Source organism: Microbacterium sp. KRD172 (assembly GCF_017168295.1).
GTDB lineage: Bacteria > Actinomycetota > Actinomycetes > Actinomycetales > Microbacteriaceae > Microbacterium > Microbacterium profundi.
The window spans coordinates 1,801,034-1,824,902 of the sequence record NZ_JABFAS010000002.1 but is presented as its reverse complement, the minus strand read 5'-3'; the positions used below and the strand labels follow the sequence as shown (position 1 = coordinate 1,824,902).

Here is a 23,869-nt window from a genome sequence, read left to right as displayed (position 1 = left end):
AAGACTTCGATCCCTGGAGGGAATCATGGCTGGATTGACCGGTTGGCATCTGCTCGTACTCGTGCTCGTCATCCTGTTGTTGTTCGGGGCAGCGAAGCTCCCGGCACTGGCGAAGAGCATGGGACAGTCGGCGCGACTGTTCAAAGGCGAGATGAAGGCGATGAAGGACGACGACGGCAAGACGGATCAGACCTCGGTCGACGTCGCGAAGTCGTCGCCGGCGGTGGATCAGAGCACAACAGCGCCCCGCTCTGACAGCGGCACCACCACCTGACGATTGTGACCGCGATCGACAAGCAGTCGGCCGCGAGTGACAAGCCACGCAATGAACGCCGAATGTCGCTCGGCGGCCACCTCGTGGAGCTGCGCCGACGGTTGATGATCTCTGCGGCGGCGCTTCTCGTCGCCATGATCCTGGGGTTCTTCCTCTCCGACCCCGTGATCGCATTCATCACCGAGCCCGTGCGGAAGATCGCGGAGGCCAGGGGAGACGACCTCGTCGGTCTCACGTTCTCGTCCGTGACGTCGCCGTTCGATCTTCGGATGCGCATCGCCTTCTCGTTAGGCATCTTCGTCGCCGCCCCCGTGTGGCTGTGGCAGATCTGGGCGTTCATCATGCCCGGCCTCACCCGCAAGGAGGTCAAGTACACGATCGGTTTCGTGGCATCCGCCGTGCCGCTCTTCTTCATCGGATGCTATGTCGGCGCGCTCGTGGTGCCGCATGTGATCGAGTTGATGGCGACATTCACCCCGGAAGGCGCGAACAACCTCTTCGAGGCGAAGCAGTTCTACGATTTCAGCCTCAAACTGATGCTCGTGGTCGGGGTCTCGTTCGTGCTCCCGGTCTTCCTGGTCGCGCTGAACGTGGCCGGCGTCATGTCGGGGCGCGCGATCCTCAAAGGCTGGCGCGTCGCCATCCTCATCGCGACTGTCTTCGCCGCGCTCGCAACACCCGCCGCTGACGTCGTCAGCATGCTGATGCTCGCCGGCATCCTCGTCGTGCTCTTCTTCGCCGCCGCGGGTCTGTCCATGCTGTTCGATCGCCGTAAGAACAAACGGCAGAAGGCTGAAGGACTGCTCCCGGACGTCGGGGTATGACCTCGCCCGCCGAGCGGTACGCGGCCGCCCGCGATGCGGCATCCCACCCGGAGACTGCGGCCTTCGCGCTCAGGCAGAGCTTCGATCTCGATCCCTTCCAGATCGAGGGCTGTCATGCGCTCGAGCGGGGCCACAGCGTGCTCGTCGCGGCGCCGACGGGCGCGGGAAAGACCATCGTCGGAGAGTTCGCGATCCATCTCGCGATGCAGACGCCGAAGGACAAGGCGTTCTACACGACGCCGATGAAGGCGCTGTCGAATCAGAAGTTCCGCGAACTGGTCGAGGTGTACGGCGCCGACCAGGTGGGTCTGCTCACCGGCGACACGAACATCAACGGCAACGCCAGGATCGTCGTGATGACGACCGAGGTGCTGCGGAACATGATCTACGCGGACTCGGCCGCGCTGGCCGACCTGCGCTACGTGATCATGGACGAGGTGCACTACCTGGCCGATCGCTTCCGCGGTGCGGTCTGGGAAGAGGTCATCATCCATCTGCCCTCACAGGTGCGGCTGGTGTCGCTCAGTGCGACGGTCTCCAATGCCGAAGAGTTCGGCGACTGGCTCGACACGGTGCGCGGCGATACCGAGGTGATCGTCTCGGAGATCCGCCCGGTGCCCCTCGAGCAGCACGTGCTGGTGCGCGATGACCTGCTGCCGCTGTTCGACGATCGCGCCGGGGTCGCCACGGCGACCGTTAACCAGGAGCTCATGCGCATCCGCTCGTTCACCGGATCCCGCTTCGACAGCAACAAACGGGCGCAGTCTTACAGCAGCGGCAAGCACGCGGGCCGTCAGAGTCCCCGCCCGCAGCGAGGCGGACGTCGCCCGGTACGCGCGTCGAACGCGCAGCGGATCGAGCGGATGGATCGGCCGGAGGTGATCCGGCTGCTCGAGCGCACGAATCTGCTCCCCGCGATCTTCTTCATCTTCAGCCGCGTCGGCTGCGATGCCGCGGTCCAGCAGGTTCGCCGATCCGGGCTTCGTCTGACGACCGTCGAAGAGCGCGCCGAGATACGCGAACTCGTCGAGGAGCGCACGCGATCCCTGCAGGATGAGGATCTCGGTGTGCTCGGCTACTTCGAATGGGTCGAGAACCTCGAGCGGGGAATCGCCTCGCACCACGCCGGCCTTCTGCCCGCCTTCAAGGAGGTCGTGGAGGAGCTCTACCGCCGCAAGCTCGTCAAGGTCGTCTTCGCCACAGAGACGCTCGCGCTGGGCATCAACATGCCGGCCAGGACAGTCGTGCTCGAGAAGATGGAGAAGTTCAACGGCGAGGCGCGGGTCGCGATCACATCGGGGGAGTACACGCAGCTCACCGGTCGTGCGGGTCGTCGCGGGATCGACGTCGAAGGCCACGCTGTGGTGCAGTGGACCGAGGGGATGGATCCCCAGGCCGTCGCCGCTCTCGCGTCTCGGCGCACCTATCCGCTCAACTCCAGCTTCCGGCCCACCTACAACATGGCGGTCAACCTGATCGACATGTTCGGGCGTCCCCGTGCCCGCCAGATCCTCGAGTCGTCGTTCGCCCAGTTCCAGGCGGACCGCGCGGTCGTGGGTCTCGCCCGCCAGGTGCGTGAGGCGGAGGAATCGCTCGCCGGCTACGTCACCGCGATGCAGTGCGAACACGGCGACTTCCTCGAGTACGCCGGAATCCGTCGTGAGCTCAGCGACCTGGAGAAGAAGAACCGCCAGGACTCGCACGCACCGCGAGCAGCGCGCGACAAGCGCATGAAGCGCATCCAGTCCCTGCGCACGAAGATGCAGCGACACGGCTGCCACGGATGCCCCGACCGCGAAGCCCATGCCCGCTGGTCGGAGCGCTACTGGAAGCTCAAGCGTCAGACAGACCGCACCCGCGCGCAGATCGAGACCCGCACCGGCACGGTCGCACGTGTCTTCGACCGCGTCGTCGAGGTTCTCGCGAGCCTGGATTACGTCACTGGCACTGGCGACGAGACCGTCCTCACCGAGGCCGGTCGCACGATGCGCCGCATCTACGGCGAACGCGACCTGTTGGTCGCCGAATCGCTGCGCCAGGGGCTCTGGAAGGGCCTGGACGCGCCCTCGCTCGCCGCCATGGCGTGCTGCCTGGTGTACGAGCCACGAAGGGACGAGGCGAACTCGGGGGAGCGCGGGCTGCCGCGAGGGGCATTCCGAGGCGCCTTCGAGAAGACGTCGGCGCTGTGGTCGGAGCTCGACGACCTCGAGCAGGATCATCATCTGCCGGGCTCGGAGCCCCTCGCAGCCGGACTCTCCGGCGCCATGCACGCGTGGGCGCGCGGCGCTCTGCTCGATCGCGTGCTGGTGGACGCCGACATGGCCGCCGGCGATTTCGTGCGCTGGGCGAAGCAGACGATCGATCTGCTCGATCAGCTTTCGATCGTCGCCGAGGACGCCGACGTCGCCCGTACAGCCCGTCAGGCACTGGACGGCGTGCGGCGCGGCATCGTCTCCTACTCGTCGATGTGAGTACGCGCCGGATGCCAACGCCCTCAGCCGAACGAACACGTCGGCCCCGCCCCGTCCTGCAGCGCCCTCTGCTGCCGCTGTGGCTCGCGGTGCTGGCCGCCGCGGCGTCAGGGTTCCTCATGAATCTGGCGTACCCGGGGGCGAGCGTCTGGCCGTTCGCCTTCGTCGGGGTCGCCCTGCTGCTGCTCGCGCTCATCGGCCGCCGGGCAGGGGGAGCACTGCTGGTCGGGCTGATCTACGGCGCCGTGTTCTTCTTCCTCCTCGTGTCGTGGACGTCGCGATACCTGGGCGTCATCCCGTGGGCGGCACTCGCGTCGCTGGAGGCAGCCATCACCGCCGTCGCAGTGATCCCGATCGCGCTGGCCTACAGGTGGCTTCCCCGCGCCTTTCCCGGGCCAGTGGGGCGCCTCGTGGGCCTTCCCGCGGCCATCGGAGCACTGTGGGTGGGTCGCGAGCTCCTGTTGGGCTCCTGGCCGTATACCGGCTTTCCATGGGCGCGGCTCGGGATGACACAGTCGGAGAGCCCACTGGCGACCCTGTCCTCATGGGTCGGCGTCAGCGGTCTGAGCTTCCTGATCGTGTTCGCAGTGGCGATGCTGGTGGAATCCGTGCGCGTGCGTCTGTGGCGTCGCCCCGTCGCACTCCTCGTGCCGGCCGCTCTCGTGCTGGTGATGATCATCACCCCTGCGTTCCCGACGACCGCAGTCGGCACGATGCGAATCGGAGCGGTGCAGGGCAACGGGCCCACCGGGTACTTCGATGAACGCGAGCCGTACTCGGTGATCCAGGCGCAGACAGCGGCCACCGAACCGCTGTTCGGCGAGGAGATGGACCTGCTGGTGTGGCCGGAGGGCGGACTGGACTACGACCCGTTCCAGGATCCGGGGTTGGCACGTCGGATGACGCTGATCGCCAACCGCGTCGAGGCGCCGCTGCTGGCGAACGCGGCGACCGGCCGGGGGGACGAGAACTTCAACACGTCGATGCTCTGGACCCAGGACGGCACCGCCGAGCAGACGCATGACAAGCGCTTCCCCGTGCCGTTCGGCGAGTACGTGCCCGACCGGGACTTCTACTACGCGATCGTGCCCGATCTCATCGGCCTGATCGGTCGCGAATACACGCATGGCACCAACCCGCCGCTCGTCGATGTCGACGGCACACCGGTGGGTCTGGCGATCTGCTTCGATGTGATCTACGACGAAGTCATCCGCGAAGGCATCCAAGGCGGGGCCCAGGTGCTGGTGTTCCAGACGAACAATGCGGACTTCCGCGGCACTGACGAGAACCTCCAGCAACTCGCCTTCGCACGTATGCGCGCCATCGAGACCGGTCGCAGTGTCGTGAACATCTCCACGGTCGGACGCAGCCAGATGATCAGCCCAAGCGGGACGACCACGGCGTCCCTGGACGCAGATGAGGCCGGCGCGCTGCTCGAGGATGTCGAGCTTCGCACCGGCCTCACAGCTGGTGTCGTCCTCGGCCCCTGGGTGCAGCAGTTGCTGCTGTGGGGCGGACTGGGTGCGCTCCTGTTCGGGTGGTGGCGCGCGCGTCGTCGGCTCTAGGCGCCGATCTTCTCGCGGGTCGGGTCCTCACCTGCGCCACGGCGGGCACGGATGAATGCGAGGCGCTCCTCGAGGAGCTCTTCGAGCTCGGCGCGCGAGCGGCGCTCGAGCAGCATGTCCCAGTGGGTGCGCGCGACCTTCTCGTCGGTGGCGTCAGGGGTGATGGTCTTGCCATCGACGCGAAGCACGGCCTCGGCGCCGCAGGAGCGGCATTCCCAGGTCTGGGGCGGCTCGGCGTCGGCCGAGAACATCAGTGTGGTCACGTGATCACACGTGTCGCACTTGTACGTGGTTTCGCGGCGTTCCATGAAAACGACGCCCTCTTCGCTCTGTAGGCTCTGGGCGCCGAGTCGGATGCCGCGCAGGCTGCGATCTGCCATTTTGTGGTCCTCTCGTCGTTGTCAGGTATAGCGCTCCAGCCTGTGCGCCTGCTCAACGCAGGCGTGTTCTCCGTCGGATTCACAGCCGAGTCCCAGCCCGCCGTGCAGATGCATCCGGGAGGTCGCGCACGCGCTTCAGGACCGGTCGTGCGCACTCATCAGGAAAGGGCGCGCAGCGCCACGTCGGCGCGGTCCGTGACGACCGCGTCCACGCCCTGACCGATCAGTCGGCGCATGTCCTCGGAGTCGTTCACCGTCCACACGTGCACTTCGACTCCGTGGCGGTGCGCCGCTCGAAGGAGCGAGCGCGTGACCACGCGGATCGGGCCGTATCGCTCGGGGACCTGGAGCGCATCCATGCCGCGCAGCGCGCGCGCACAGGGAAGGCGCAGCGCACTGAGCAGCCTCACCTTCATCATGCTCGCTCTGCCCGCCGACGTCGCAGGGCGCATCTCCGCGCCTGCCGCCAGGACGGCATCGACGGCACGCCGGCGGCGGGCGTCTGAAAAGCTCGTCAGAAGAACCCGATGGGCGTGAGGTGCGATCAGCGCGCCCAGGGGAGTGGAAGCGGCATCCGTCTTCACGTCGATGTTGAAGCGCGTCTCCGGGAACATCTCGAGCATCTCCCCGACTGTGAGCAGGCCGCCGTGCGGTGCGAGCAACTCTGCGAGTTCGCCAGTTCGCACCTGTGCGACGGAGCGGTCATCCGACAGCAATCGGGTCAACGTCTCGTCGTGGAACAGCACGACGTCACCGTCGGCCGTGACCCGGCAGTCGGTCTCGATGTACTCCGCACCGGCGGCGTGCGCGGCGGCGAATGCGGCGGCGGTGTTCTCCCACACGGCGTTCGACGGCGAGGCGCCGACCGGCGCGTTCTCGCCCGTTGCAGGCAGGAGACCACGGTGGGCGAGGACTCGGGGATGCCGTGCCTTGAGGAAGTACGGGTGCGTCACGCGCCGGGAGCGCCCGCAGGCGGCTGACCGGTGCTGGGGCGCGGAGTGAACGCGCTGCCGATGCCCTTAAGCGCCTCGGTGAGCTCGCTCGGGATGATCCAGAGCTTGCTGGACTCGCTGTCTGCGATCTTCGGCAGCATCTGCAGGTACTGGTACGCGAGGAGCTTGTCATCCGGCGCGCCCTGATGGATGGAGGCGAAGACGTTCTGGATCGCCTCGGCTTCACCCTGTGCGCGCAGGACAGCAGCCTGCTTGTCACCCTCGGCGCGAAGGATCTCTGCCTGACGAGCACCCTCGGCCTCGAGGATCGCCGACTGCTTGGTGCCCTCCGCCGTCAGGATCGCGGCGCGGCGGTCGCGCTCGGCGCGCATCTGCTTCTCCATCGAGTCCTGGATCGACAGGGGCGGGTCGATGGCCTTGAGCTCGACGCGTCCGACGCGGATACCCCACTTGCCGGTGGCCTCATCGAGCACCACGCGCAACTGGCCGTTGATGTTGTCACGGCTGGTGAGCGCCTCTTCGAGATTGAGCCCGCCGACCACGTTGCGCAGAGTCGTGGTGGTGAGCTGTTCGACGGCACCGAGGTAGTTCGCGATCTCGTAGGTCGCGGCGCGGGCGTCGGTGACCTGGAAGTACACGACCGTGTCGATCGAGACCACGAGGTTGTCTTCGGTGATCACCGGCTGCGGCGGGAAGGACACGACCTGCTCGCGCATGTCGATGAGCGGCCGGAGGCGGTCGATGAACGGCACCAGGATGTTGAGGCCCGGCATGAGGGTCTTGTGATAGCGGCCGAGGCGCTCGACCACGCCGGCCGTGGCCTGCGGGATGATGCGGATGGAGCGCGCGACTGTCACCACCACGAAGATGATCACGGCGATCGCGAGGATCCAGCCGATCGCTGTGGGGATGAACGAGGAGTCGTTCACGGTTTCTCCTAGTCGTTGACGGGACGGACGATGGCGGTCGCGCCGTTGATCGCGGTGATCGCGACCGGTGCTCCCTGAGGAATGGGGACGGCGGTTTCGGCGCGAGCAGTCCAGGTGTCGCCGTTGCTGACCTTGACCTGTCCTGAGACCCGCGTGATGTCGGCCAGCGCTGTTCCGCGCAGCCCGATCAGCGCATCGACGTTGGACTTCGTCGGATCCTCACCGCGGTGCAGGCGCCTGAGCAGAGGCGGACGGATGACGAGGATGAACAGCGCTGCCGCGACCGCGGCGACGATGAGCTGCGCCCATACCGGCAGCCCGAACAATCCGGTGACGAGACCGACCGCGCTGCCGAGCGCGAGCATCAGGAAGGTGAAATCGAGGGTCAGCATCTCGATCACGAGGAACACGGCGATCAGCACGAGCCAGCCGATCCACGCCCATTCGGTGACCAGTTCGATGAAGACGGATACGTCGTCCATTGGCCCTCCTTTGCCGTCAACCTACCACGGCGCGACGACATGATTCGGGCGCGGAAAGGGCATTGGTAGGGTGAAGGAGCCGCGCGGTTCGCGGCGTTCCCCGCATCATTAGGAGTCATCGTGACCGACGTTCTGCCCGCAGGTTCTCTCGCCGGAAAGGTCGCCCTGGTCACCGGCTCGTCGCGCGGCATCGGTGCCGACACCGTCCGATACTTCGCCGAGGCCGGCGCGGACGTCGTGGTCAACTTCCGCAACAAGGCTCCGCGCGCCGAGAAGCTTGCGACGCAACTGCGTGAGCTCGGAGGTCGGGCTCTCGTCGTCGGGGCCGACCTCACCGATCCGGCATCCGTCGCCGAGATGTTCGACCAGGTGCGCGCGGAGTACGGGCGGCTCGACGTGCTCGTACTCAACGCCTCCGGCGGCATGGAGTCCGGGATGGCCGAGGACTACGCGCTCACGCTGAATCGCGATGCGCAGCTGAGCGTGCTCCACGCAGCGCTGCCGCTGCTCGGCGAGGGATCGCGCGTCGTCTTCGTGACGAGCCACCAGGCGCACTTCATCCGCACCACGCCGACCATGCCCGAATACGAGCCGGTCGCCAGGTCGAAGCGGGCGGGTGAGGATGCTCTGCGCGAGTTGATCCCGATGCTCGAGGAGAAGGGGATCGGATTCACGGTCGTCTCCGGCGACATGATCGAAGGCACGATCACTGCGACTCTGCTCGAGCGTGCGAATCCTGGCGCGATCGCAGAGCGCCGCGGCTCAGCGGGCAAGCTCTACAACGTCTCGGAGTTCGCCGCCGAGGTGGCACTCGCCGCCGTCGAGCCGGTCCCTGACGACAACACCCGTCTGGTCGGCGACACGAGCGGGTTCGGCGACCAATAGCATCCGCACAATGTGAACGGCCCCGTCCTGCATCGCGCAGGACGGGGCCGTTTCGACGTCCGGCGGCTCTACTCGGCCGGAGCCGCATTCGCCGTGAACTCCGCAGTGGCCGCCTTCTCATCACGCCCGAGCGTGATGGCCCGGACGATCTGGATGATGCCGAGCACGACGAGCGTGATGCCGAGGATCCACCAGAGCGCGACAACGGCGAGCAGCGGGGAGAAGATCACGATGATGCCGGCGATGATGCTGAGGATCGCGTAGATGATCGTCCAGACCCTCGAGCCGTCCTTGTTGAGCAGCGTGAGCGAGACGATGCCGTCGACGATCCAGCTGATGCCGATGAAGATCACGGTGATGAACGCCAACGTGGCCGTGACGGCCGCGAGGTTCGTGAACGCGATGATGCCTGCAGCGATGTAGAGCACACCGAGCACGATGTGACCGACTCGCGCCCAGCCGCCCTTCTGGCCTGAGAAGATCCCGAGTCCGACGTAGACGATGCCGGCGAGGATCAGGTATGCCGCGATGATCCCGGTCACCAGCACAGCCGTCTTCAACGGCCAGACGAGGAGGACGATTCCGGCGATCAGTGCGATGGCTCCGAAGACGGCGAGGGTGATGCGGATCGACTTGAACAGCGACTTCGCTTCGGAGAGCGTTCCAGACATGGGGGACAGCCTTTCTGAGAAGGTCCTGTGAGGATTCGCCCAGCGTAGCGCGCACGGCGATTGAAATGTCGCCGGTCCGTGGGAGTATGAAATGTGGTGACACAGACTGTCGATCAAGATCGATTGCGCGAACTGGTGGCCATGCGCCATGTTCGCGATCGCATCGATCGTGAACATGCGAGTCCTCTCGATGTCGAGGCACTCGCGCGTGGCGTGCACATGTCGGCGGGGCACTTGAGCAGACAGTTCAAGGCGACCTACGGCGAAGCGCCGTACTCGTATCTGATGACTCGAAGGGTGGAACGCGCGATGGCGCTTCTACGGCGCGGCGATCTCAGCGTGACGGAGGTGTGCTTCGAGGTCGGATCGTCATCGCTCGGCACGTTCAGTACACGTTTCACCGAACTCGTCGGTGTGCCGCCGAGTGTGTATCGCGAACGCGCGGCCGATGTCTCCGGCATCCCGAACTTCCAGATCAAGCACGTCACGAGACCGATCAGGAATCAAGAAGCGCCGCGCACCGACGCCAACCTAACCTGGGCATCATGAACATCACCATCCACTACGCGTTCCTTCCTCATACAGATGCCGACGCGGCCCTCGGCTTCTATCGCGATGCGCTCGGATTCGAACTGCGCAAAGACGTCGGCTACGACGGCATGCGCTGGCTGACCGTCGGTCCTGTCGGCCAGCCGCAGACGTCGATCGTCCTGCATCCGCCCGCAACCGATCCGGGTCTCAGCGACGACGAGCGACGCACGATCCTGGAACTCATCGCGAAAGGCAGCTACGGGGCGCTCACGTTGGCGAGCGATGACCTCGACGCACTGTTCGACCAACTCGTCTCCCGCCGCGCCGACATCGTGCAGGAGCCGATGGATCAGCCGTACGGTGAGCGCGACTGCGCCGTGCGCGACCCCGCCGGCAACCTGCTCCGTATCAACCAGGCCGCCTGACGCGTCGCTCACCCGCAGTCCTGACCCACTCGCAGAAAGAACACGATGGCCGACGTTTCGCACACAGCCGACTCCCACGACCTGATCCGCGTACAGGGCGCACGAGAGAACAATCTCAAAGACATCAGCGTCGATATCCCGAAGCGGCGGCTCACGGTATTCACCGGGGTGTCCGGTTCCGGCAAGAGTTCGCTGGTGTTCGACACCATCGCCGCAGAGTCAAGACGCATGATCGATGAGACCTACAGCGCTTTCGTGCAGGGATTCATGCCCTCGGTTCCGCGACCGGATGTCGATGTACTCGAGGGCCTCACGACCTCGATCATCGTCGATCAGGAGCGCCTCGGAGCGAACCCGCGGTCCACAGTCGGCACCGTCACCGATGCGAACGCGATGCTGCGCATCCTGTTCAGCAAGCTCGGGCAGCCGTACATCGGCGGGCCGACGGCGTTCTCTTTCAACATCCCCACCCAGAAGGCCAGTGGCGTGATGACCGGGCCGGGCGGTGAGAAGAAGATCGTGAAGGATGCCATCTACCTCGGTGGCATGTGCCCGAGGTGTGAGGGCAGGGGAGCGGTCTCCGACCTCGATCTCGCGCAGATCGTGGACGAGTCGAAGTCGCTGGATGAGGGCGCCATCATGGTGCCCGGGTACACCGCCGACGGGTGGATGGTGAAGGGGTTCTCGCAATCGGGTTTGTACCCTGCGGACAAACCGATCGCGGACTTCACCGAGAAGCAGCGTCATCTCTTCCTCTACGGCGAGGTCACCAAGGTGAAGATCTCGGGCATCAACATGACCTACGAGGGCCTCATCCCGAAGATCACCAAGGCGATGCTCTCGAAGGACATCGAGGCACTGCAGCCGCACATCCGTGCGTTCGTCGAGCGGGTCGCGACCTTCGCGACGTGTCCCGAGTGCGACGGCACGCGCCTCACCGAGGGTGCACGGTCATCGAAGATAGCCGGAGTGAGCATCGCGGATGCGTGCCGGATGCAGGTCACCGACCTCGCCGGATGGGTGCGCGGACTTGATCTGCCGGAGGCCGGGCCGCTGTTGACGGCGCTCAGCGCGAATCTCGAGGCGTTCGTCACTCTCGGTCTCGGATATCTGAGCCTTGATCGTCCGTCCGGCACGCTGTCCGGGGGAGAGGCGCAGCGCATCAAGATGCTGCGTCACCTCGGCTCATCACTCACCGATGTCACGTACGTGTTCGACGAGCCGACGATCGGTCTTCACCCGCACGACATCCAGCGCATGAACACGCTGCTGCTGCAGTTGCGCGACAAGGGCAACACCGTGCTGGTCGTCGAGCACAAGCCGGAGACGATCGCGATCGCCGACCGTGTCGTCGATCTCGGACCGGGCGCCGGCTCCGCCGGGGGAGAGGTCTGCTTCGAAGGAACTCTCGACGGTCTGCGTGCGAGTGGCACGCTCACCGGGGCTCACCTCGACGACCGTGCGTCCCTGAAGTCGAGCGTGCGCGCGAAGAACGGCGCGATCGAAGTGCGCGGCGCCGACGAGAACAATCTGCAGGACGTGGATGTCGACATCCCGACCGGCGTGCTGACGGTGATCACGGGTGTGGCCGGTTCCGGCAAGAGCTCACTGATCCACGGGTCCGTGTCTGGTCGCGAGGGTGTGGTGGTGATCGATCAGGGCGCGATCAAGGGATCTCGCCGCAGTAATCCTGCGACTTACACCGGAATGCTCGAACCGATCCGCAAGGCGTTCGCGAAGGCGAACGGTGTGAAGCCGGCTCTGTTCAGCGCGAACTCCGAGGGTGCGTGCCCGTCGTGCAAGGGCTCAGGCGTCATCGTCACCCAACTCGGTTTCATGGACACCATTGAGACGCCGTGCGAGGACTGCGGAGGCAAGCGCTTCCAGGCCGGCGTGCTCGAGTACAAGTTGGCCGGCAAGGACATCACCGAGGTGCTGGATCTGCCGGTCTCCGAAGCGCGGCAGTTCTTCTCTGATGGTGAAGCGAAGATTCCTGCGGTCGGTGCGATCCTCGGACGGCTCGAGGATGTCGGACTCGGGTACCTGTCGCTCGGTCAGCCGCTGTCGACGCTGTCGGGTGGAGAACGCCAGCGTGTGAAATTGGCGATCCAGATGGGGGAGAAAGGCGATGTCTACGTGCTCGACGAGCCGACCACGGGCCTGCACCTCGCCGACGTCGACAAGATCCTCGGGCTGCTCGATCGCCTTGTGGATGCCGGCAAGACGGTCATCGTGATCGAACATCATCAGGCTGTGATGACACACGCCGACTGGATCATCGACATCGGCCCCGGCGCCGGTCACGACGGCGGACGCGTGGTGTTCGAGGGCGTGCCTTCCGATCTCGTCGCCGCGAAGTCGACGCTGACAGGGGAGCACCTCGCGCAGTACGTCGGGGCGTGAACTGGGAACAACTGGGTGAGTGCGATGACGCGGTCACGCTCGGCTGAGAGATCCTGGCGTCGGGGGTCGGCGAGGAAGCCGTCGAGTGCACTCTCACTGGGGAAGCGGTAAAGCTGTACTTCGTGCGCGTGTCCATCGGACCAGTCGCTCACGACGCGCTGGATGATCTCGGCCTCGTGAGCGACGAGCAGTGAAATGACGTGGAATGTGGCTATACTGGAGATTATTAAGCGCCACAAATACGGGAGCGGCCATGAACGTCGGAGTCAGAGAACTGAGGGATGGCCTCAGTCGCTATCTCGCTGACGTGCGTGGCGGCGACGAGATCACCGTTACCGATCACGGCAGGCCCGTCGCGCGGCTCGTACCCATTGATCAGGGGAGCCCGCTGGAGCGGTTGATCGCCGAGGGGCGGGTAACACCCCCGACGAACACGTCGGGACGCAGAAAGCTACCAGAGCCGATCAAGTTGCGTCCGGGCGTCACGATCAGCGATCTGGTCATCGAGCAACGTCGGTGATCTTGTATGTCGATGCATCGGCAGTCGTCCCGCTCGTTTTCGACGAACCGACATCCACTCGATGTCGTCACCTGTGGGACAGCGCCAGTGCGTTTGTTTCAGCCCGAGCGACGTATGTCGAGGTCGCGGCGGCGATAGCCTCGGCGGTTCGTGCGTCACGGATAGATCAGACCGAAGCCGACGAGGCACGAGTCTTGCTCGACATCCTGTGGAGCGATGTCAGTGTTGTGGAGTTGGACGAACTGTTGATGCTCAGCGCTGCGGATTGTGCGCGAGAGTTCCGACTTCGTGGGTACGACGCCGTACATTGCGCCAGTGCGATCAGTGCTGCTGGCGTTGACGCCGTATCGGCCAGCGGCGATCGCGCCTTGCTGCGAGCTTGGCTGGAGGCGGGTCTCACTGTGGCGGATGTTGCTGAATGAGCTCGAATCGGAAACGCCGATAATGCACATTATGTCAGCTCGAAGCTGACATGTTCGCATTGGATGCACTCTCCCGCTCTGATCTGCGCGGTCCACCGACACGATCGTTTCCGGCGCGCGAGCGCGCAGTGGCTCTGATCGGCTGCCGGAGTAGTGGTTTCGCGGTGCCTGGACGCATGCGAGGACTCGAATGCCGTCGTCATCATGCAGGCCGACACAGCCGGCGCGAGTACATGCGCACGAGGAATCGAGCTGCTTGCGCTTCACCGGTCCGGGCACTTTCGAATCTGCCGCGAGTCAGCGAACGAGGCGGGCGATCGCCTGAGACGCTTCCCGGACCTTCTCTTCGGCGATGTCGCTGCTGGCGCGAGCTGCATCTGCCACACAGTGGCGCAGGTGGTCTTCGAGGAGCCCGACGGCTACGCTCTGCAAGGCGCTGGTCAGTGCGGAGATCTGAGTGAGGATGTCAATGCAGTACTTCTCGTCCTCGACCATGCGGTGGATGCCGCGTGATTGTCCTTCGATGCGTTTGAGGCGAGCAAGGTAGCGGGCTTTGTCCGTGATGTACTCGTGCTCTGCGTGGTTGCAGGATGTTGTAGGGACGGTGGTATCAGTCATCTGGATCTCCGGCGGTTGTGGTCAGCGGTTCAGGATGACGCGGGTCGTGGTGTCGGGGCGGAGGTCGAGTCGGCGCAGCAGTTGTGCGTTGAGAGCGACGACGATGGTGGATAGTGACATGAGGATCGCTCCGACCGACATCGGGAGCACGAATCCGATTGGGGCGAGGACGCCGGCGGCGAGGGGGACGGAGATGATGTTGTATCCGGCAGCCCACCAGAGATTCTGCTTCATCTTCCGGTACGAAGCCCGTGACAGTTCGATCACGGAGAGTACCGAGCGGGGGTCGTCGCTTGCGAGGATGACACCAGCCGACGCGATCGCAACGTCCGTGCCCGCACCGATCGCCAGCCCAACGTCGGCCTGCGCGAGGGCAGGGGCGTCGTTGACGCCGTCGCCGACCATTGCGACCTTACGTCCCTCGTTCTGGAGTTGTTGGACCTTTGCGGCCTTGTCCTCCGGGCGTACTCCGGCGAAGACGCGGTCGATGCCGAGGTCTTGTGCGACGGCCTGCGCCACGGCTTCCGCGTCGCCGGTGATCATTACGACCTGCACGCCGAGCGCGTGAAGGGCGTCGACGGCTTCCCGGGATTCCGAACGCACCTCGTCGGCGAGCTTCAGGGCTCCGACGACGCGCCCGTCCTGGATGACATGGAGGATGATCGCGCCATCCGCGCGCCAATGATCGGCGACCGGAAGCTCATCGGCGTTCTCCTCGGACAGCAGATGAGGTCCCCCGACTCGGATGATCTTCCCCTCAACGGTCGCTGTGACGCCCACAGCAGGTGACGAGGTGAACTCGACGCTTCGGGGGACGGTGAGCTTCCTGTCGGCGGCCGCGCGGACGATGGCCTTCGCGAGCGGGTGCTCGCTGTCGGCCTCTGCGGCGGCCGCCAGCGCGAGCACCCGGTCAGGGTCGGCGCCATCGGCAACGGAGACCTCTGAGACGACGGGCTCGCCCTTGGTGAGGGTGCCGGTCTTGTCGAACAGCACTGTATCGATGGTGCGCATGCTTTCGAGCGCGAGCCGGTCCTTGACGAGCACGCCGCCCCGGGCGGCGCGCTCGGTGGCGATGGAGACGACCAGCGGGATGGCCAGGCCCAGCGCGTGCGGGCAGGCGATGACGAGGACGGTGATGGTGCGGATGACAGCCGCGTCAGGCAAGCCGACCAACGTCCAGACGATCGCGGTGATCGCCGCAGCACCCAGGGCGAACCAGAACAACCATCCGGCAGCCGTGTCAGCGAGGCGCTGAGCACGAGAAGACGAGCTTTGCGCCTCAGTGACGAGACGTTGGATGCCGGCAAGAGTGGTTTCATCGCCGATCGCGGTGATCTCGACACGAAGCCCGGAGTCGGTGGCAACGGTACCCGCGATGACGGAGTCGCCACTGCTGCGCTCCACGGTGCGGGATTCGCCCGTGACCATGGACTCGTCCATTGATGCGCGTCCCTCGACGATGCGCCCGTCCGCGGGGACGCTGCCACCCGGGCGTACGATGACGACGTCACCGACGACGAGGTCGGACGGTGCGACAACCACGACTTGATCATTCTCGACACGTTCCGCTTCGTCGGGGAGTAGCGCGGCGAGCGAGTCCAGTGCGGAAGTCGTCTGGGCGAGGGAGCGCATCTCGATCCAGTGCCCGAGAAGCATGATGACGATGAGGAGGGCGAGTTCCCACCAGAAGTCGAGTTCGTGATGGAGCACGCCGAGCGTCGCGCCCCAGGAGGCGGCGAACGCGACGGTGATCGCGAGGCCAATGAGCAGCATCATGCCGGGCTTGCGAGCGCGGAGCTCGCTGACTGCACCGATGAGGAACGGCTTTCCACCCCACGCGTACATGACAGTGCCCAGCACCGGGGATACCCATGACAGACCCGGAATATCGGGGAGGGTGTAGCCGAGGATCATCGAGAACATGCCCGACAACGCGACCGTGGGGACGGCGAGGACGAGCATGATCCAGAACAGGCGACGGAACTGCCCGACGTGGTCACCGTGACCCGCGTGACCGCCGTGTCCAGCGTGGGTGTTGTGACCGGAGGGCGCGTCGTCGCTTCCGTGGTCTCTATGACTGTGCGCGGCCGCGTCTGACTGCGGTGCATGCGCCATTGCTTGATGTCCCGCGTGCGCATCGTGGTCAGTTTCGGTCGTCACTGCGGGGGTGGACGCCGCGTGGTCGTGGTGGGCGTGGGTGTGCTCCGCGCCGTCGTTACGCGAGTGGCTCATGGACCTATCCTCCTCGGAATTGAGAACCGTGGGGCTGACTTGTGTGGCGTGTCCCGCACGGTGAAACAGTGTCAGGCAGCAGCGGTGGCGTACTTAGCCGGGTCGGCGTCGAACGCGGGCCCGCATCCGGCGCAGCAGAAGTAGTACCGGGTGCCGTCGTAATCGCGGTACAGGCCGGCAGCTTCTGCATCCGCCTTGATGACGGTGCTGCCTACCATCACAGGACATTCGGCGAGATCCTCCGCGGGCGGGGTGAAGAGATCCTTGCGTCCTTCGGCGTCGACAGAACCGTGGCTGTTGCGGCTGCAGCAGGATCCAGTGGAGTCGGACATGGTTTGTTCCTCTTTCTCTCAAACACCGGAGTGCGGCGGCGGTATGCCTAATAATATACCCCCTAGGGGTATTCAGCACCAGGATGTACATGGTGCGCTGAAGGATCAGGCGGGCGGCTGCATAGATCGTGGTGTTAGCATCCTGGACTGAATGGAGGAGGCCGAGCATGCACGTCGCAGTTCGTGGCGAACGTCCGCAGTTGTCGTTGCGCGCGTTGTTGATGCTCGGCGGGGCCACGCTGATGGTTATCGTCGGCTTGGTGGCGATGCACACCTTCACCTCCGAACCTGCGGGACACGGATCCGTCGGACTCACCCACTCCGCAGCCGGGGAGGAGCCTGCCACCGTAGCGGCGTCAACCGTCGCGAGCGAGTCCACCGCGTGTGAGGGTGCGTGTCATGTGAGCATCGGACATGGGCAGGGTCACAACGAGATGCTCACTGCGTGCGTGCTGGCGTTGCTTGCCGGTCTGCTTCTCCTCCTCCCTCCGATATTGATTCAGCGTCACGGGCTGCCCCTTCACCGTGCCGTAAGCCTGGTGAGGTGGGAAGCGATCGGGATCCTTCCCCGGGCACCCTCGCTGACGTTTCTTTCGATAAGTCGCACCTGAGTAGTCGCCGCCGACCATGATGGGTCGGATTCCTGGCGCCGTCTGGCACTATCATTTGCGAACCCTCACACGACGTTTCGAAGGAACAACCATGAATAAGAAGATTCCCGTTGCTGTCAGTACGGGTGTACTGACCCTTGCGCTGGTTCTCACCGGCTGCGCTGACAACAGCACGGCACCGTCCAGCGAATCCACCTCCCCGTCTCAGTCGTCGTCGACTTCGGCAGCGAACGAGGCTGACGAGATGTTCGTCACGATGATGATCCCTCATCACGAACAGGCGATCGAGATGGCCGACATGCTGCTCGCTAAAGACGGTGCCGACTCACGCGTGGTGGAACTTGCCGAGCAGATCAAGGCGGCGCAGGGCCCCGAGATCGACAAGATGCTCGGATGGCTCGAAGACTGGGGTGTGGAGTACGACTCCATGGGAGGCATGGATCACGGTTCGATCGGCGGTGACGACAGCATGATGTCCGAAGAGGACATGACCATGTTGGAGAGCGCGGATGCTGTCGAGGCGAACAGCCTGTTCCTGGAGCAGATGATCGTGCACCACGAAGGTGCCGTCGACATGGCGCAGACGGCGCTTGATGATGCGCAGAACCCGGACGTCCTCGAGCTCGCGCAACAGGTGATCGACGACCAGACGGCGGAGATCGCCACGATGCAGGAACTCCTCGGCCAGCTGTAGGAATCCTCCGGGCCGGCCGGTATCCGATCGCCCCGCCCGGACCTGTCATCCGTGCTGCCCTATTGCGGCAGCAGTCAGACGTCGGCGTGCTCTTGCTGCGCGTCGTGAAGCCAGGCCCGCTTGAGGCCCCTAACGGAAACCATCATGAAACGCTCACTCCTTCTCGCAACCGTCACCGTGACCGTCCTGGCGGCTGTCGCCACCGGATGCACCGCGACACCGCTCGGCAACCCGGACTCAGCTCCCCGCATCGACCACATCCACGGCATCGCTGAAGATCCCCGGGGCGATGATCTGCTGGTGGCCACGCACAACGGAATCTTCACTCTCACACCCGATGGGGATATCTCTGGCCCGATCGGCGGTCACGCCTTCGACGCCATGGGATTCACGGTCTCGGGAAACGCGCTGTTCACCTCCGGGCATCCCGACGAAAAGACCCCGGCAGAACTCGGATCACCCAACCTCGGCATCATCCGCAGCGACGACAACGGGAACACTTGGTCGCCTATTGCTCTCAACGGAACCACCGACTTCCACATCCTCACCGCGGCCCCGGACGGCACCCTCTACGGCGTCCCCTCTAGCCAAATGAACCTGCTCACCAGCACAGACGAGGGAAACAACTGGACGGAGCGTGCATCCCTCGGCGCCGCTGATCTCGCGGTCACCGAATCCGGTTTGTACGCTGCAGCCGAAGATGGCGTTCTCTTCAGCAGCGACGGCGGTAACACATTCACTCCAGTCGACGGAACACCTGTGCTCTACGCACTGGAGGCTCGCACCGATGGCACTCTTGTCGGCGCAGGCACCGATGGCGTCCTGTGGACAGAGGATGAAAATGGAACCTGGCATCAGCTCGAATCGCTCCAAGGCGCCGTTCAAGCCCTCACGGTCATCGACGACCGCGTCATCCTCGTCGATGACCGGGGCATCGTTGAAGTCTCACCGGACAGCACCACTGTGCTGAGTCCCGCCCAATAACGCGGGCGCAAAGGCCCGTGCCCAAGGATTCCTCGTGAAAGCGCCCAAGAACCCCTTTCGGAACCTCGTGTTGTTCGTCATCGTGGCGACGATCGCCGTTGCCCTCCTCGCCGCTGCTAGTTTTCTCGCGATTGGAGCGATCTTCTGATGACCCCCACCGGCTCCAGGTCACCCTTCGACCCGCTGCATCATCTGACGGCCGTGCACTCGTCCTCACCCGGCGCGCCTTCGCCTCGCAGTCCCGCGGAGCGGACGCATCGAAGGCTCGTGCGTCTTGGATATATGCTCTTGATCTGCGGTCCAGCCCTCGCGCTCGCGCATCTGATCAGTGATGCCCAATCGACCGACGTCGCTTGGTGGACGTACACGATCGCCAGCTTTGACATCGCCGTAATCATGGTCATTGCCGCCCTGGCTCTGATCCTTCGAACTCCACCCAGTCACGCTGCAGAAACGGAATAGTCGTCACCGCACTGCAATCGCTGCGACGATGATCTGCCGCTGAAGTACCATGCCCTCTCGGAGTAAGTCAACGGGGTCCTCGGGAGCGAAGCGTGGTCGTAGTTTGAAGACTCCACAATGACGAGAGGAGCCACTATGACTGTCGCGGCGGAAATGCTCCGCACCTACCCGAAGGACCTTGGCCAGGCTGACCGGAAGGTGCTCGTGGAGTGTATCGAGGCGTGCGTTGAGTGCGCGCAATCATGCACCGCATGCGCCGACGCGTGCCTGAGCGAGGAAATGGTTGCCGAGCTGACGAAGTGCATCCGCACGAACCTGGACTGCGCCGACCTCTGCGAAACCACCGGACGCATTCTGTCCAGGCACACCTGGTACGACGCCAACCTCACCCGCGCAACCCTCGAAGCGTGCCGCACGGCATGCGCGAGCTGCGCCGACGAGTGCGAGAAGCACACGATGCACGAACACTGCACGGTGTGTGCTGCGGCCTGCCGGCGATGCGAAGACGCCTGCGCCGCGCTCCTCGCAACCCTCTGAATAGCCACCTCGACGGCGTCGTGCAGTTCTTCGCTACCCGCATCAATCCAGTGATGCCCGTTGACCAAGCCGAAGCAGACTAGCGAGCGCTCTTGCCCCGCACGTCGTCATCAATCGCGCTACCGCGCAACGAGCCGAGACGAACAGGTGAGGCATATGTCGAAGGACGCGCACGAAACAAATGGACGACAAGCGGGGGCGAAAAAGCACGGATCGCTGACGATGTACTTGCGATTCGCGGCGATGATTCTCACCGGCATGGTCGTGATGTATTGGACGATGTTCGCTGGAGTGTGGGAATGGGGGCACATACGCTTCAGCGAAAGCCGCGTCTTCATGGCGCTCACTATGGGCGGCGCCATGGGGCTGGTCATGCTGGCCTGGATGCTCAACATGTACAAGCACAGGACAGCGAACATCGCGGTCGTCATCGTCAGCGTTCTCCTCCTCGGAGGAGGCATCGCCCTCGACCGCAGCCAGATCACCGTCGACGACACCGCGTACATGCGCGCAATGATTCCGCATCACTCGCTCGCGATCACCCGATCCGAGCGAGCACAGCTGCAGGATGTCCGCGTCTGCGAACTTGCGGTTGAAATCAGCGAAGCGCAGCGCCGAGAGATCCTCGAAATGGACTGGCTCATCGCCGACATCGAAAGCAACGGACTCGCGCTGACGGCCGAGGACGCGCAAGACCGACCCGTTCCAGACTTCGAACGGGCAGCCGACCGCCAGTGCTCGGACGACGGATGACGATTGGTAGCGATAATCGATCATGGCTTGTGATCCGAGAGCCTGCCGGAAACGATCGTTTGTGGTGGCCACGCCGATGATGACCGTCAACACGCGACACGCCGAAGTGTGACCCGCCGAAACTTATCCGCACCGAAACTCGTGTGGTAGGTATCCGGCGGAGCGCCGGACGGGCGTTCTCGACAGCGAATACGCCGGTCACGATCACGCCGGGTCACCAGTAGTAAACGAATTGCCCTCAGAAGTCACGCTCTCCCAGAGCGACCACCGCGGCGCTGCGCCCCGCGTTGGAATCCCGCGACGTTCCGGGCACGATCTATGTCGATAAGGTCATCACGGTGCGTGTGACGATGAGCCCTCTCACGTCTCCGAGCTGGTCGACCAGGGCGGCGAAGGGCGGGATCTCGTTCGTCTTCTCTCCGATGGATTCCTGCCCGATGACTGTCCCCGTGTCGTGATCCAGCGCTGCCATCAGGAACACCGGCGATCCGGTGCCGTTCTTCGCGCCGCGCACTTCTTTCCCATCGATCGCGACAGCCCTCGATGCGATGCGCTCTCCCACCCACGAGGTCACGGCAGCATCGAGGGCTTCCCCATCGATGGTCGTGCAGACCCGGTGGATCGTGGCGAGTGTGGGAACGCTTTGCGATCCGGTCACTGGGCGATATCGGGCCGCGTCCGCCGCCCACTCCACGATCGCCGTGAATGTGCGCGATCCCGCCACGACCGCGCACACCACGAGCGCGAGCACTTCCCACAACGGATACCGTCGGCCCCCGCTTCGGACCCGATGCGGAAATTTCATCTCGGAAAGGGGTCTCCGAACCCGACGTGTGGACGACAACCAGGCGACCAGCCAGACGAAGGGTCAGACCTCGGTGCGCCCGTTCCTCTGATACTCGTGACAGTGCACAACAGCGAGGGACGGGTCAGCTCTGCTGGTAGGCGATGGCAGTCATCATCCCAGCCTCCCCGTGGTAGACGTTGTGGCAGTGGCTGAGCCAGCGGCCGGGGTTGTCGGCGTCGAACTCGGCGCGGAGGGTCTTGCCGGGCAGGACGATCGAGGTGTCCTTGCGGGGCCCGCCGCCGAGGTGCTGGTAGGTGTGCCCATGCAGGTGCATGGGATGCCACATCTCGGTCGAGTTCTTGAACTCCAGCTTCACCCGCTCCCCGGCGATGATGCCGAGGGCGTCGCGCATCGGCTGCTCCATGTCCATGCGCCTGCCGTTGATGGCCCAGTCGTACTTGCTCATGCTCCCGGTCAGCTCGAGCACGATGGTGCGGTCGACGGCGCGCTTGGGCAGGGCGACCGCGCCGGTCGCCTTGAGGTCGGCCGCGGTGGCGGGGGTCGTCGTCTGCGGCAGCTTGACGTCTTTGGCGGGGACGCTGCCGGATCCGGTACGCAGTACGGCGAGGGCCTGGTCCTGCTTGCCGAGGGCTTCGGCGACGACGGCGAACGCGCCGTCGCCAGCGGTGATGACCGCGTCGTAGCGCTCGCCCATGCCGAGCACGACGCTCTCGGCCTCGTACGGCTCCACGGGGAAGCCGTCGGTGTGGGTGATGGTGAGCGGATGGTCGGCGACGCCGAACCGGAAGGCGGTGTCGCCGCCGGCGTTGATGATCCGGAGCCGGATCCGCTCCCCGGGCTTGGCGGTGAAGGTCTGCGGGTCGTTCGCGGGCTTGCCGTTGATGAGGAAGAGGGGGTAGTAAACGTCGCCGGCGTCGCCGCCGAGCAGCGGCGAGGTCGCGCCCATCAGGGTGTTGCCCATCCGCATCGGCCCCGTGCCCATGCCGCCGTGGTCCATCATGCCCTGGCTGAGCTCATTGAGGACTTGGTCAGGCGTCGCGGTGACGCCGTCGAGCCAGTCGTCCAGGACGACGATCCATTCCTTGTCGTAGTCGGCCTTCTCGTTGGGGTCGTCGATGATCAGCGGCGCATACAGGCCGCGGTCCTGCTGCACGCCGACGTGCGGGTGGAACCAGTAGGTGCCGGCATGTGGCAGGACGAACTCGTAGGTGAACGTGTCGCCCGACTGGACCGGCTTCTGCGTGAGGTTCGGCACGCCGTCCATGTCGTTGCGTAGGGCGAGGCCGTGCCAGTGCACGGTGGTCGGGTCGGGGAGGCCGTTGGTGAGGGCGACCTTCAAAGTCTCGCCGACGTTGCCGCGCAGCGGGTCGGCGGCAGAGGCCCCGCGGTAGGCCCAGGTCTCGGCGCTCTTCCCGCCGAGGTCGAGCGTGACCGGCTCGGCGGTCAGAGCGCGCTGCAAGACCGTTCCGGTGCGGCGGCGCTTCGCCTCTGCCGCTGCGACAGCGGGGCTGTCTGGGCCGACGTACGAGCTTGGCCTGTTGGTAGCGTCGCATGCGGAGAGGCCGACGGCGGTGAGGGTCAGTGCGCCGAAAGCGAGGAACTGGCGGCGGTTCAGGTCGGTGTGCATGGTTGAACGATGTCCTTCTGTGTCGATGGTGAGCGGTGCCACGACATCGGCCGGTGCGTTCGACGATCACGGCTGATCGGACGCGCAGGTCTCGTGCGCCCTCAGAAGAGGGTCAGCGCCATGAGGGCGCGATGTCGTAGCAGATGCGGGGCAGGGTCAGACCTGCCCCGAGGGGCAGGAGCGCCGCCGTGGCGCTCCCTACGCCTCACGTTCGAGAGATCGACAGCTCCAGGTGGGACAGCGCGAGCCGGCGAGCGGTCTCGAGCGGCGGCCCCGGCTCTGCCGCGGGGCCGAGATCGGGCAGGACAGCGGCGAGAGGGACCGGGAGGACGGGGATGCTCTTGTCGGTTGTGTGTGATCGACTGTTTACAGGCCGGTTGAGCAGGGTTTTCCGGCCAGAGTAGTGGCTGGTTTCCTGCTGTTTGAGCGCGAGAATCCGGCCACGCAGCGTCACGTGCGAGTCGACACCCGACGCG

Annotated in this window: 26 protein-coding genes; 15 read left to right on the top strand and 11 right to left on the bottom strand. The window is 65.0% G+C overall.

What is annotated here, in order from left to right:
* Positions 1-22: 22 nt before the first annotated feature.
* The 4 genes from tatA (at position 23) to lnt (ending at position 5,134) form a co-directional block, all read left to right on the top strand.
* Positions 23-274 (top strand): Sec-independent protein translocase subunit TatA, encoded by a 252-nt coding sequence (gene tatA, locus J1M43_RS09185; protein WP_206477362.1) that lies wholly within the window; start codon positions 23-25, stop codon positions 272-274.
* Between the two features lie 62 nt (positions 275-336).
* The gene (gene tatC, locus J1M43_RS09180; protein ID WP_052167071.1) at positions 337-1,098 is read left to right on the top strand and encodes a twin-arginine translocase subunit TatC; all 762 of its coding nucleotides are present in this window, start codon (positions 337-339) and stop codon (positions 1,096-1,098) included.
* A complete protein-coding gene (locus tag J1M43_RS09175; protein ID WP_206476517.1) occupies positions 1,095-3,569 on the top strand; it encodes an RNA helicase in 2,475 nt (824 codons plus the stop codon). The genes tatC and J1M43_RS09175 overlap by 4 nt, the downstream gene beginning before the upstream one ends.
* A gap of 11 nt (positions 3,570-3,580) precedes the next feature.
* Positions 3,581-5,134 carry an apolipoprotein N-acyltransferase gene (lnt, locus tag J1M43_RS09170; RefSeq protein ID WP_206476516.1) on the top strand — a complete coding sequence of 518 codons (1,554 nt, stop codon included), beginning with the start codon at positions 3,581-3,583 and terminating at the stop codon, positions 5,132-5,134.
* On the opposite strand, the gene J1M43_RS09165 is transcribed toward lnt, so the two are convergent.
* From J1M43_RS09165 to J1M43_RS09150, 4 genes are all read right to left on the bottom strand, one after another.
* Positions 5,131-5,514 carry an RNA polymerase-binding protein RbpA gene (locus J1M43_RS09165; protein ID WP_033107026.1) on the bottom strand — a complete coding sequence of 128 codons (384 nt, stop codon included), beginning with the start codon at positions 5,512-5,514 and terminating at the stop codon, positions 5,131-5,133. The genes lnt and J1M43_RS09165 overlap by 4 nt on opposite strands.
* A 158-nt stretch (positions 5,515-5,672) precedes the next feature.
* Positions 5,673-6,467, bottom strand: coding sequence for a glycerophosphodiester phosphodiesterase family protein (locus J1M43_RS09160; protein ID WP_206476515.1), 795 nt, complete (start codon positions 6,465-6,467; stop codon positions 5,673-5,675).
* Positions 6,464-7,396, bottom strand: a complete 933-nt coding sequence (locus J1M43_RS09155) for an SPFH domain-containing protein (protein ID WP_206476514.1) — start codon at positions 7,394-7,396, stop codon at positions 6,464-6,466. Before J1M43_RS09155 ends, J1M43_RS09160 begins: the two co-directional genes overlap by 4 nt.
* An 8-nt stretch (positions 7,397-7,404) precedes the next feature.
* Positions 7,405-7,878, bottom strand: a complete 474-nt coding sequence (locus J1M43_RS09150; RefSeq protein WP_033107029.1) for an NfeD family protein — start codon at positions 7,876-7,878, stop codon at positions 7,405-7,407.
* Between the two features lie 120 nt (positions 7,879-7,998).
* On the opposite strand from J1M43_RS09150, the gene J1M43_RS09145 reads away from it, so the two are divergent.
* On the top strand, positions 7,999-8,763 hold the full coding sequence (locus J1M43_RS09145) for an SDR family oxidoreductase (protein ID WP_033107030.1): 765 nt from the start codon (positions 7,999-8,001) through the stop codon (positions 8,761-8,763).
* 68 nt (positions 8,764-8,831) lie between these two features.
* Here J1M43_RS09145 and J1M43_RS09140 read toward each other — a convergent pair whose 3' ends face one another.
* The gene (locus J1M43_RS09140; protein ID WP_052167034.1) at positions 8,832-9,434 is read right to left on the bottom strand and encodes an HdeD family acid-resistance protein; all 603 of its coding nucleotides are present in this window, start codon (positions 9,432-9,434) and stop codon (positions 8,832-8,834) included.
* A 141-nt stretch (positions 9,435-9,575) separates the two neighbouring features.
* Here J1M43_RS09140 and J1M43_RS09135 point away from each other — a divergent pair, with 141 nt between their 5' ends.
* The 5 genes from J1M43_RS09135 to J1M43_RS09115 all read left to right on the top strand — a co-directional run bounded on the left by J1M43_RS09135 (position 9,576) and on the right by J1M43_RS09115 (position 13,735).
* Positions 9,576-9,983: a helix-turn-helix transcriptional regulator gene (locus tag J1M43_RS09135; protein ID WP_206477361.1), complete on the top strand. Its 408-nt coding sequence runs from the start codon at positions 9,576-9,578 to the stop codon at positions 9,981-9,983.
* Complete coding sequence (locus tag J1M43_RS09130; RefSeq protein ID WP_033107032.1) at positions 9,980-10,390, top strand: VOC family protein; 411 nt, start codon at positions 9,980-9,982, stop codon at positions 10,388-10,390. Before J1M43_RS09135 ends, J1M43_RS09130 begins: the two co-directional genes overlap by 4 nt.
* Positions 10,391-10,435: 45 nt before the next feature.
* Positions 10,436-12,793 (top strand): excinuclease ABC subunit UvrA, encoded by a 2,358-nt coding sequence (locus tag J1M43_RS09125; RefSeq protein ID WP_206476513.1) that lies wholly within the window; start codon positions 10,436-10,438, stop codon positions 12,791-12,793.
* A 253-nt stretch (positions 12,794-13,046) separates the two neighbouring features.
* Complete coding sequence (locus J1M43_RS09120) at positions 13,047-13,313, top strand: type II toxin-antitoxin system Phd/YefM family antitoxin (RefSeq protein ID WP_033107034.1); 267 nt, start codon at positions 13,047-13,049, stop codon at positions 13,311-13,313.
* The gene (locus J1M43_RS09115) at positions 13,310-13,735 is read left to right on the top strand and encodes a type II toxin-antitoxin system VapC family toxin (protein WP_084595851.1); all 426 of its coding nucleotides are present in this window, start codon (positions 13,310-13,312) and stop codon (positions 13,733-13,735) included. The genes J1M43_RS09120 and J1M43_RS09115 overlap by 4 nt, the downstream gene beginning before the upstream one ends.
* A 297-nt stretch (positions 13,736-14,032) precedes the next feature.
* Here J1M43_RS09115 and J1M43_RS09110 read toward each other — a convergent pair whose 3' ends face one another.
* The 3 genes from J1M43_RS09110 to J1M43_RS09100 all read right to left on the bottom strand — a co-directional run bounded on the left by J1M43_RS09110 (position 14,033) and on the right by J1M43_RS09100 (position 16,917).
* Complete coding sequence (locus tag J1M43_RS09110; RefSeq protein ID WP_033107036.1) at positions 14,033-14,353, bottom strand: metal-sensitive transcriptional regulator; 321 nt, start codon at positions 14,351-14,353, stop codon at positions 14,033-14,035.
* Positions 14,354-14,374: 21 nt separating this feature from the next.
* The gene (locus tag J1M43_RS09105; RefSeq protein ID WP_241245209.1) at positions 14,375-16,585 is read right to left on the bottom strand and encodes a heavy metal translocating P-type ATPase; all 2,211 of its coding nucleotides are present in this window, start codon (positions 16,583-16,585) and stop codon (positions 14,375-14,377) included.
* Between the two features lie 71 nt (positions 16,586-16,656).
* The gene (locus tag J1M43_RS09100; RefSeq protein ID WP_206476512.1) at positions 16,657-16,917 is read right to left on the bottom strand and encodes a YHS domain-containing protein; all 261 of its coding nucleotides are present in this window, start codon (positions 16,915-16,917) and stop codon (positions 16,657-16,659) included.
* A 167-nt stretch (positions 16,918-17,084) separates the two neighbouring features.
* On the opposite strand from J1M43_RS09100, the gene J1M43_RS17170 reads away from it, so the two are divergent.
* The 5 genes from J1M43_RS17170 (at position 17,085) to J1M43_RS09080 (ending at position 20,958) form a co-directional block, all read left to right on the top strand.
* Entirely contained in the window at positions 17,085-17,528 is a 444-nt protein-coding gene (locus tag J1M43_RS17170) for a DUF6153 family protein (protein ID WP_234000216.1), read from the top strand.
* A 91-nt stretch (positions 17,529-17,619) separates the two neighbouring features.
* A complete protein-coding gene (locus J1M43_RS09095; protein WP_206476511.1) occupies positions 17,620-18,222 on the top strand; it encodes a DUF305 domain-containing protein in 603 nt (200 codons plus the stop codon).
* 144 nt (positions 18,223-18,366) lie between these two features.
* A complete protein-coding gene (locus J1M43_RS09090; RefSeq protein WP_206476510.1) occupies positions 18,367-19,206 on the top strand; it encodes a F510_1955 family glycosylhydrolase in 840 nt (279 codons plus the stop codon).
* Positions 19,207-19,803: 597 nt separating this feature from the next.
* On the top strand, positions 19,804-20,205 hold the full coding sequence (locus J1M43_RS09085) for a four-helix bundle copper-binding protein (protein WP_206476509.1): 402 nt from the start codon (positions 19,804-19,806) through the stop codon (positions 20,203-20,205).
* 156 nt (positions 20,206-20,361) lie between these two features.
* Positions 20,362-20,958, top strand: coding sequence for a DUF305 domain-containing protein (locus J1M43_RS09080; protein ID WP_206476508.1), 597 nt, complete (start codon positions 20,362-20,364; stop codon positions 20,956-20,958).
* 316 nt (positions 20,959-21,274) lie between these two features.
* Here J1M43_RS09080 and J1M43_RS09075 read toward each other — a convergent pair whose 3' ends face one another.
* The 3 genes from J1M43_RS09075 to J1M43_RS09065 all read right to left on the bottom strand — a co-directional run.
* Positions 21,275-21,763: an ISAs1 family transposase gene (locus tag J1M43_RS09075; protein ID WP_084595853.1), complete on the bottom strand. Its 489-nt coding sequence runs from the start codon at positions 21,761-21,763 to the stop codon at positions 21,275-21,277.
* Positions 21,764-21,887: 124 nt separating this feature from the next.
* Positions 21,888-23,393: a multicopper oxidase family protein gene (locus tag J1M43_RS09070; protein ID WP_033107306.1), complete on the bottom strand. Its 1,506-nt coding sequence runs from the start codon at positions 23,391-23,393 to the stop codon at positions 21,888-21,890.
* A 205-nt stretch (positions 23,394-23,598) separates the two neighbouring features.
* Positions 23,599-23,869, bottom strand: a 271-nt coding sequence (locus tag J1M43_RS09065) for a hypothetical protein (RefSeq protein ID WP_206476507.1), incomplete at its 5' end; no start/stop codon positions are given.

Coding starts and splice junctions, on each gene's coding strand:
- J1M43_RS09070 (WP_033107306.1), bottom strand. CDS start 23,393: ATGCACACCGACCTGAACCGCCGCCAGTTCCTCGCTTTCGGCGCACTG.
- J1M43_RS09150 (WP_033107029.1), bottom strand. CDS start 7,878: ATGGACGACGTATCCGTCTTCATCGAACTGGTCACCGAATGGGCGTGG.
- J1M43_RS09085 (WP_206476509.1), top strand. CDS start 19,804: ATGACTGTCGCGGCGGAAATGCTCCGCACCTACCCGAAGGACCTTGGC.
- J1M43_RS09095 (WP_206476511.1), top strand. CDS start 17,620: ATGAATAAGAAGATTCCCGTTGCTGTCAGTACGGGTGTACTGACCCTT.
- J1M43_RS09120 (WP_033107034.1), top strand. CDS start 13,047: ATGAACGTCGGAGTCAGAGAACTGAGGGATGGCCTCAGTCGCTATCTC.
- J1M43_RS09110 (WP_033107036.1), bottom strand. CDS start 14,353: ATGACTGATACCACCGTCCCTACAACATCCTGCAACCACGCAGAGCAC.
- J1M43_RS09075 (WP_084595853.1), bottom strand. CDS start 21,763: ATGAAATTTCCGCATCGGGTCCGAAGCGGGGGCCGACGGTATCCGTTG.
- J1M43_RS17170 (WP_234000216.1), top strand. CDS start 17,085: ATGCACGTCGCAGTTCGTGGCGAACGTCCGCAGTTGTCGTTGCGCGCG.
- J1M43_RS09130 (WP_033107032.1), top strand. CDS start 9,980: ATGAACATCACCATCCACTACGCGTTCCTTCCTCATACAGATGCCGAC.
- J1M43_RS09105 (WP_241245209.1), bottom strand. CDS start 16,585: ATGAGCCACTCGCGTAACGACGGCGCGGAGCACACCCACGCCCACCAC.
- J1M43_RS09165 (WP_033107026.1), bottom strand. CDS start 5,514: ATGGCAGATCGCAGCCTGCGCGGCATCCGACTCGGCGCCCAGAGCCTA.
- tatC (WP_052167071.1), top strand. CDS start 337: ATGTCGCTCGGCGGCCACCTCGTGGAGCTGCGCCGACGGTTGATGATC.
- J1M43_RS09140 (WP_052167034.1), bottom strand. CDS start 9,434: ATGTCTGGAACGCTCTCCGAAGCGAAGTCGCTGTTCAAGTCGATCCGC.
- J1M43_RS09125 (WP_206476513.1), top strand. CDS start 10,436: ATGGCCGACGTTTCGCACACAGCCGACTCCCACGACCTGATCCGCGTA.
- J1M43_RS09080 (WP_206476508.1), top strand. CDS start 20,362: ATGTCGAAGGACGCGCACGAAACAAATGGACGACAAGCGGGGGCGAAA.
- J1M43_RS09100 (WP_206476512.1), bottom strand. CDS start 16,917: ATGTCCGACTCCACTGGATCCTGCTGCAGCCGCAACAGCCACGGTTCT.
- J1M43_RS09175 (WP_206476517.1), top strand. CDS start 1,095: ATGACCTCGCCCGCCGAGCGGTACGCGGCCGCCCGCGATGCGGCATCC.
- J1M43_RS09135 (WP_206477361.1), top strand. CDS start 9,576: ATGCGCCATGTTCGCGATCGCATCGATCGTGAACATGCGAGTCCTCTC.
- lnt (WP_206476516.1), top strand. CDS start 3,581: ATGCCAACGCCCTCAGCCGAACGAACACGTCGGCCCCGCCCCGTCCTG.
- J1M43_RS09090 (WP_206476510.1), top strand. CDS start 18,367: ATGAAACGCTCACTCCTTCTCGCAACCGTCACCGTGACCGTCCTGGCG.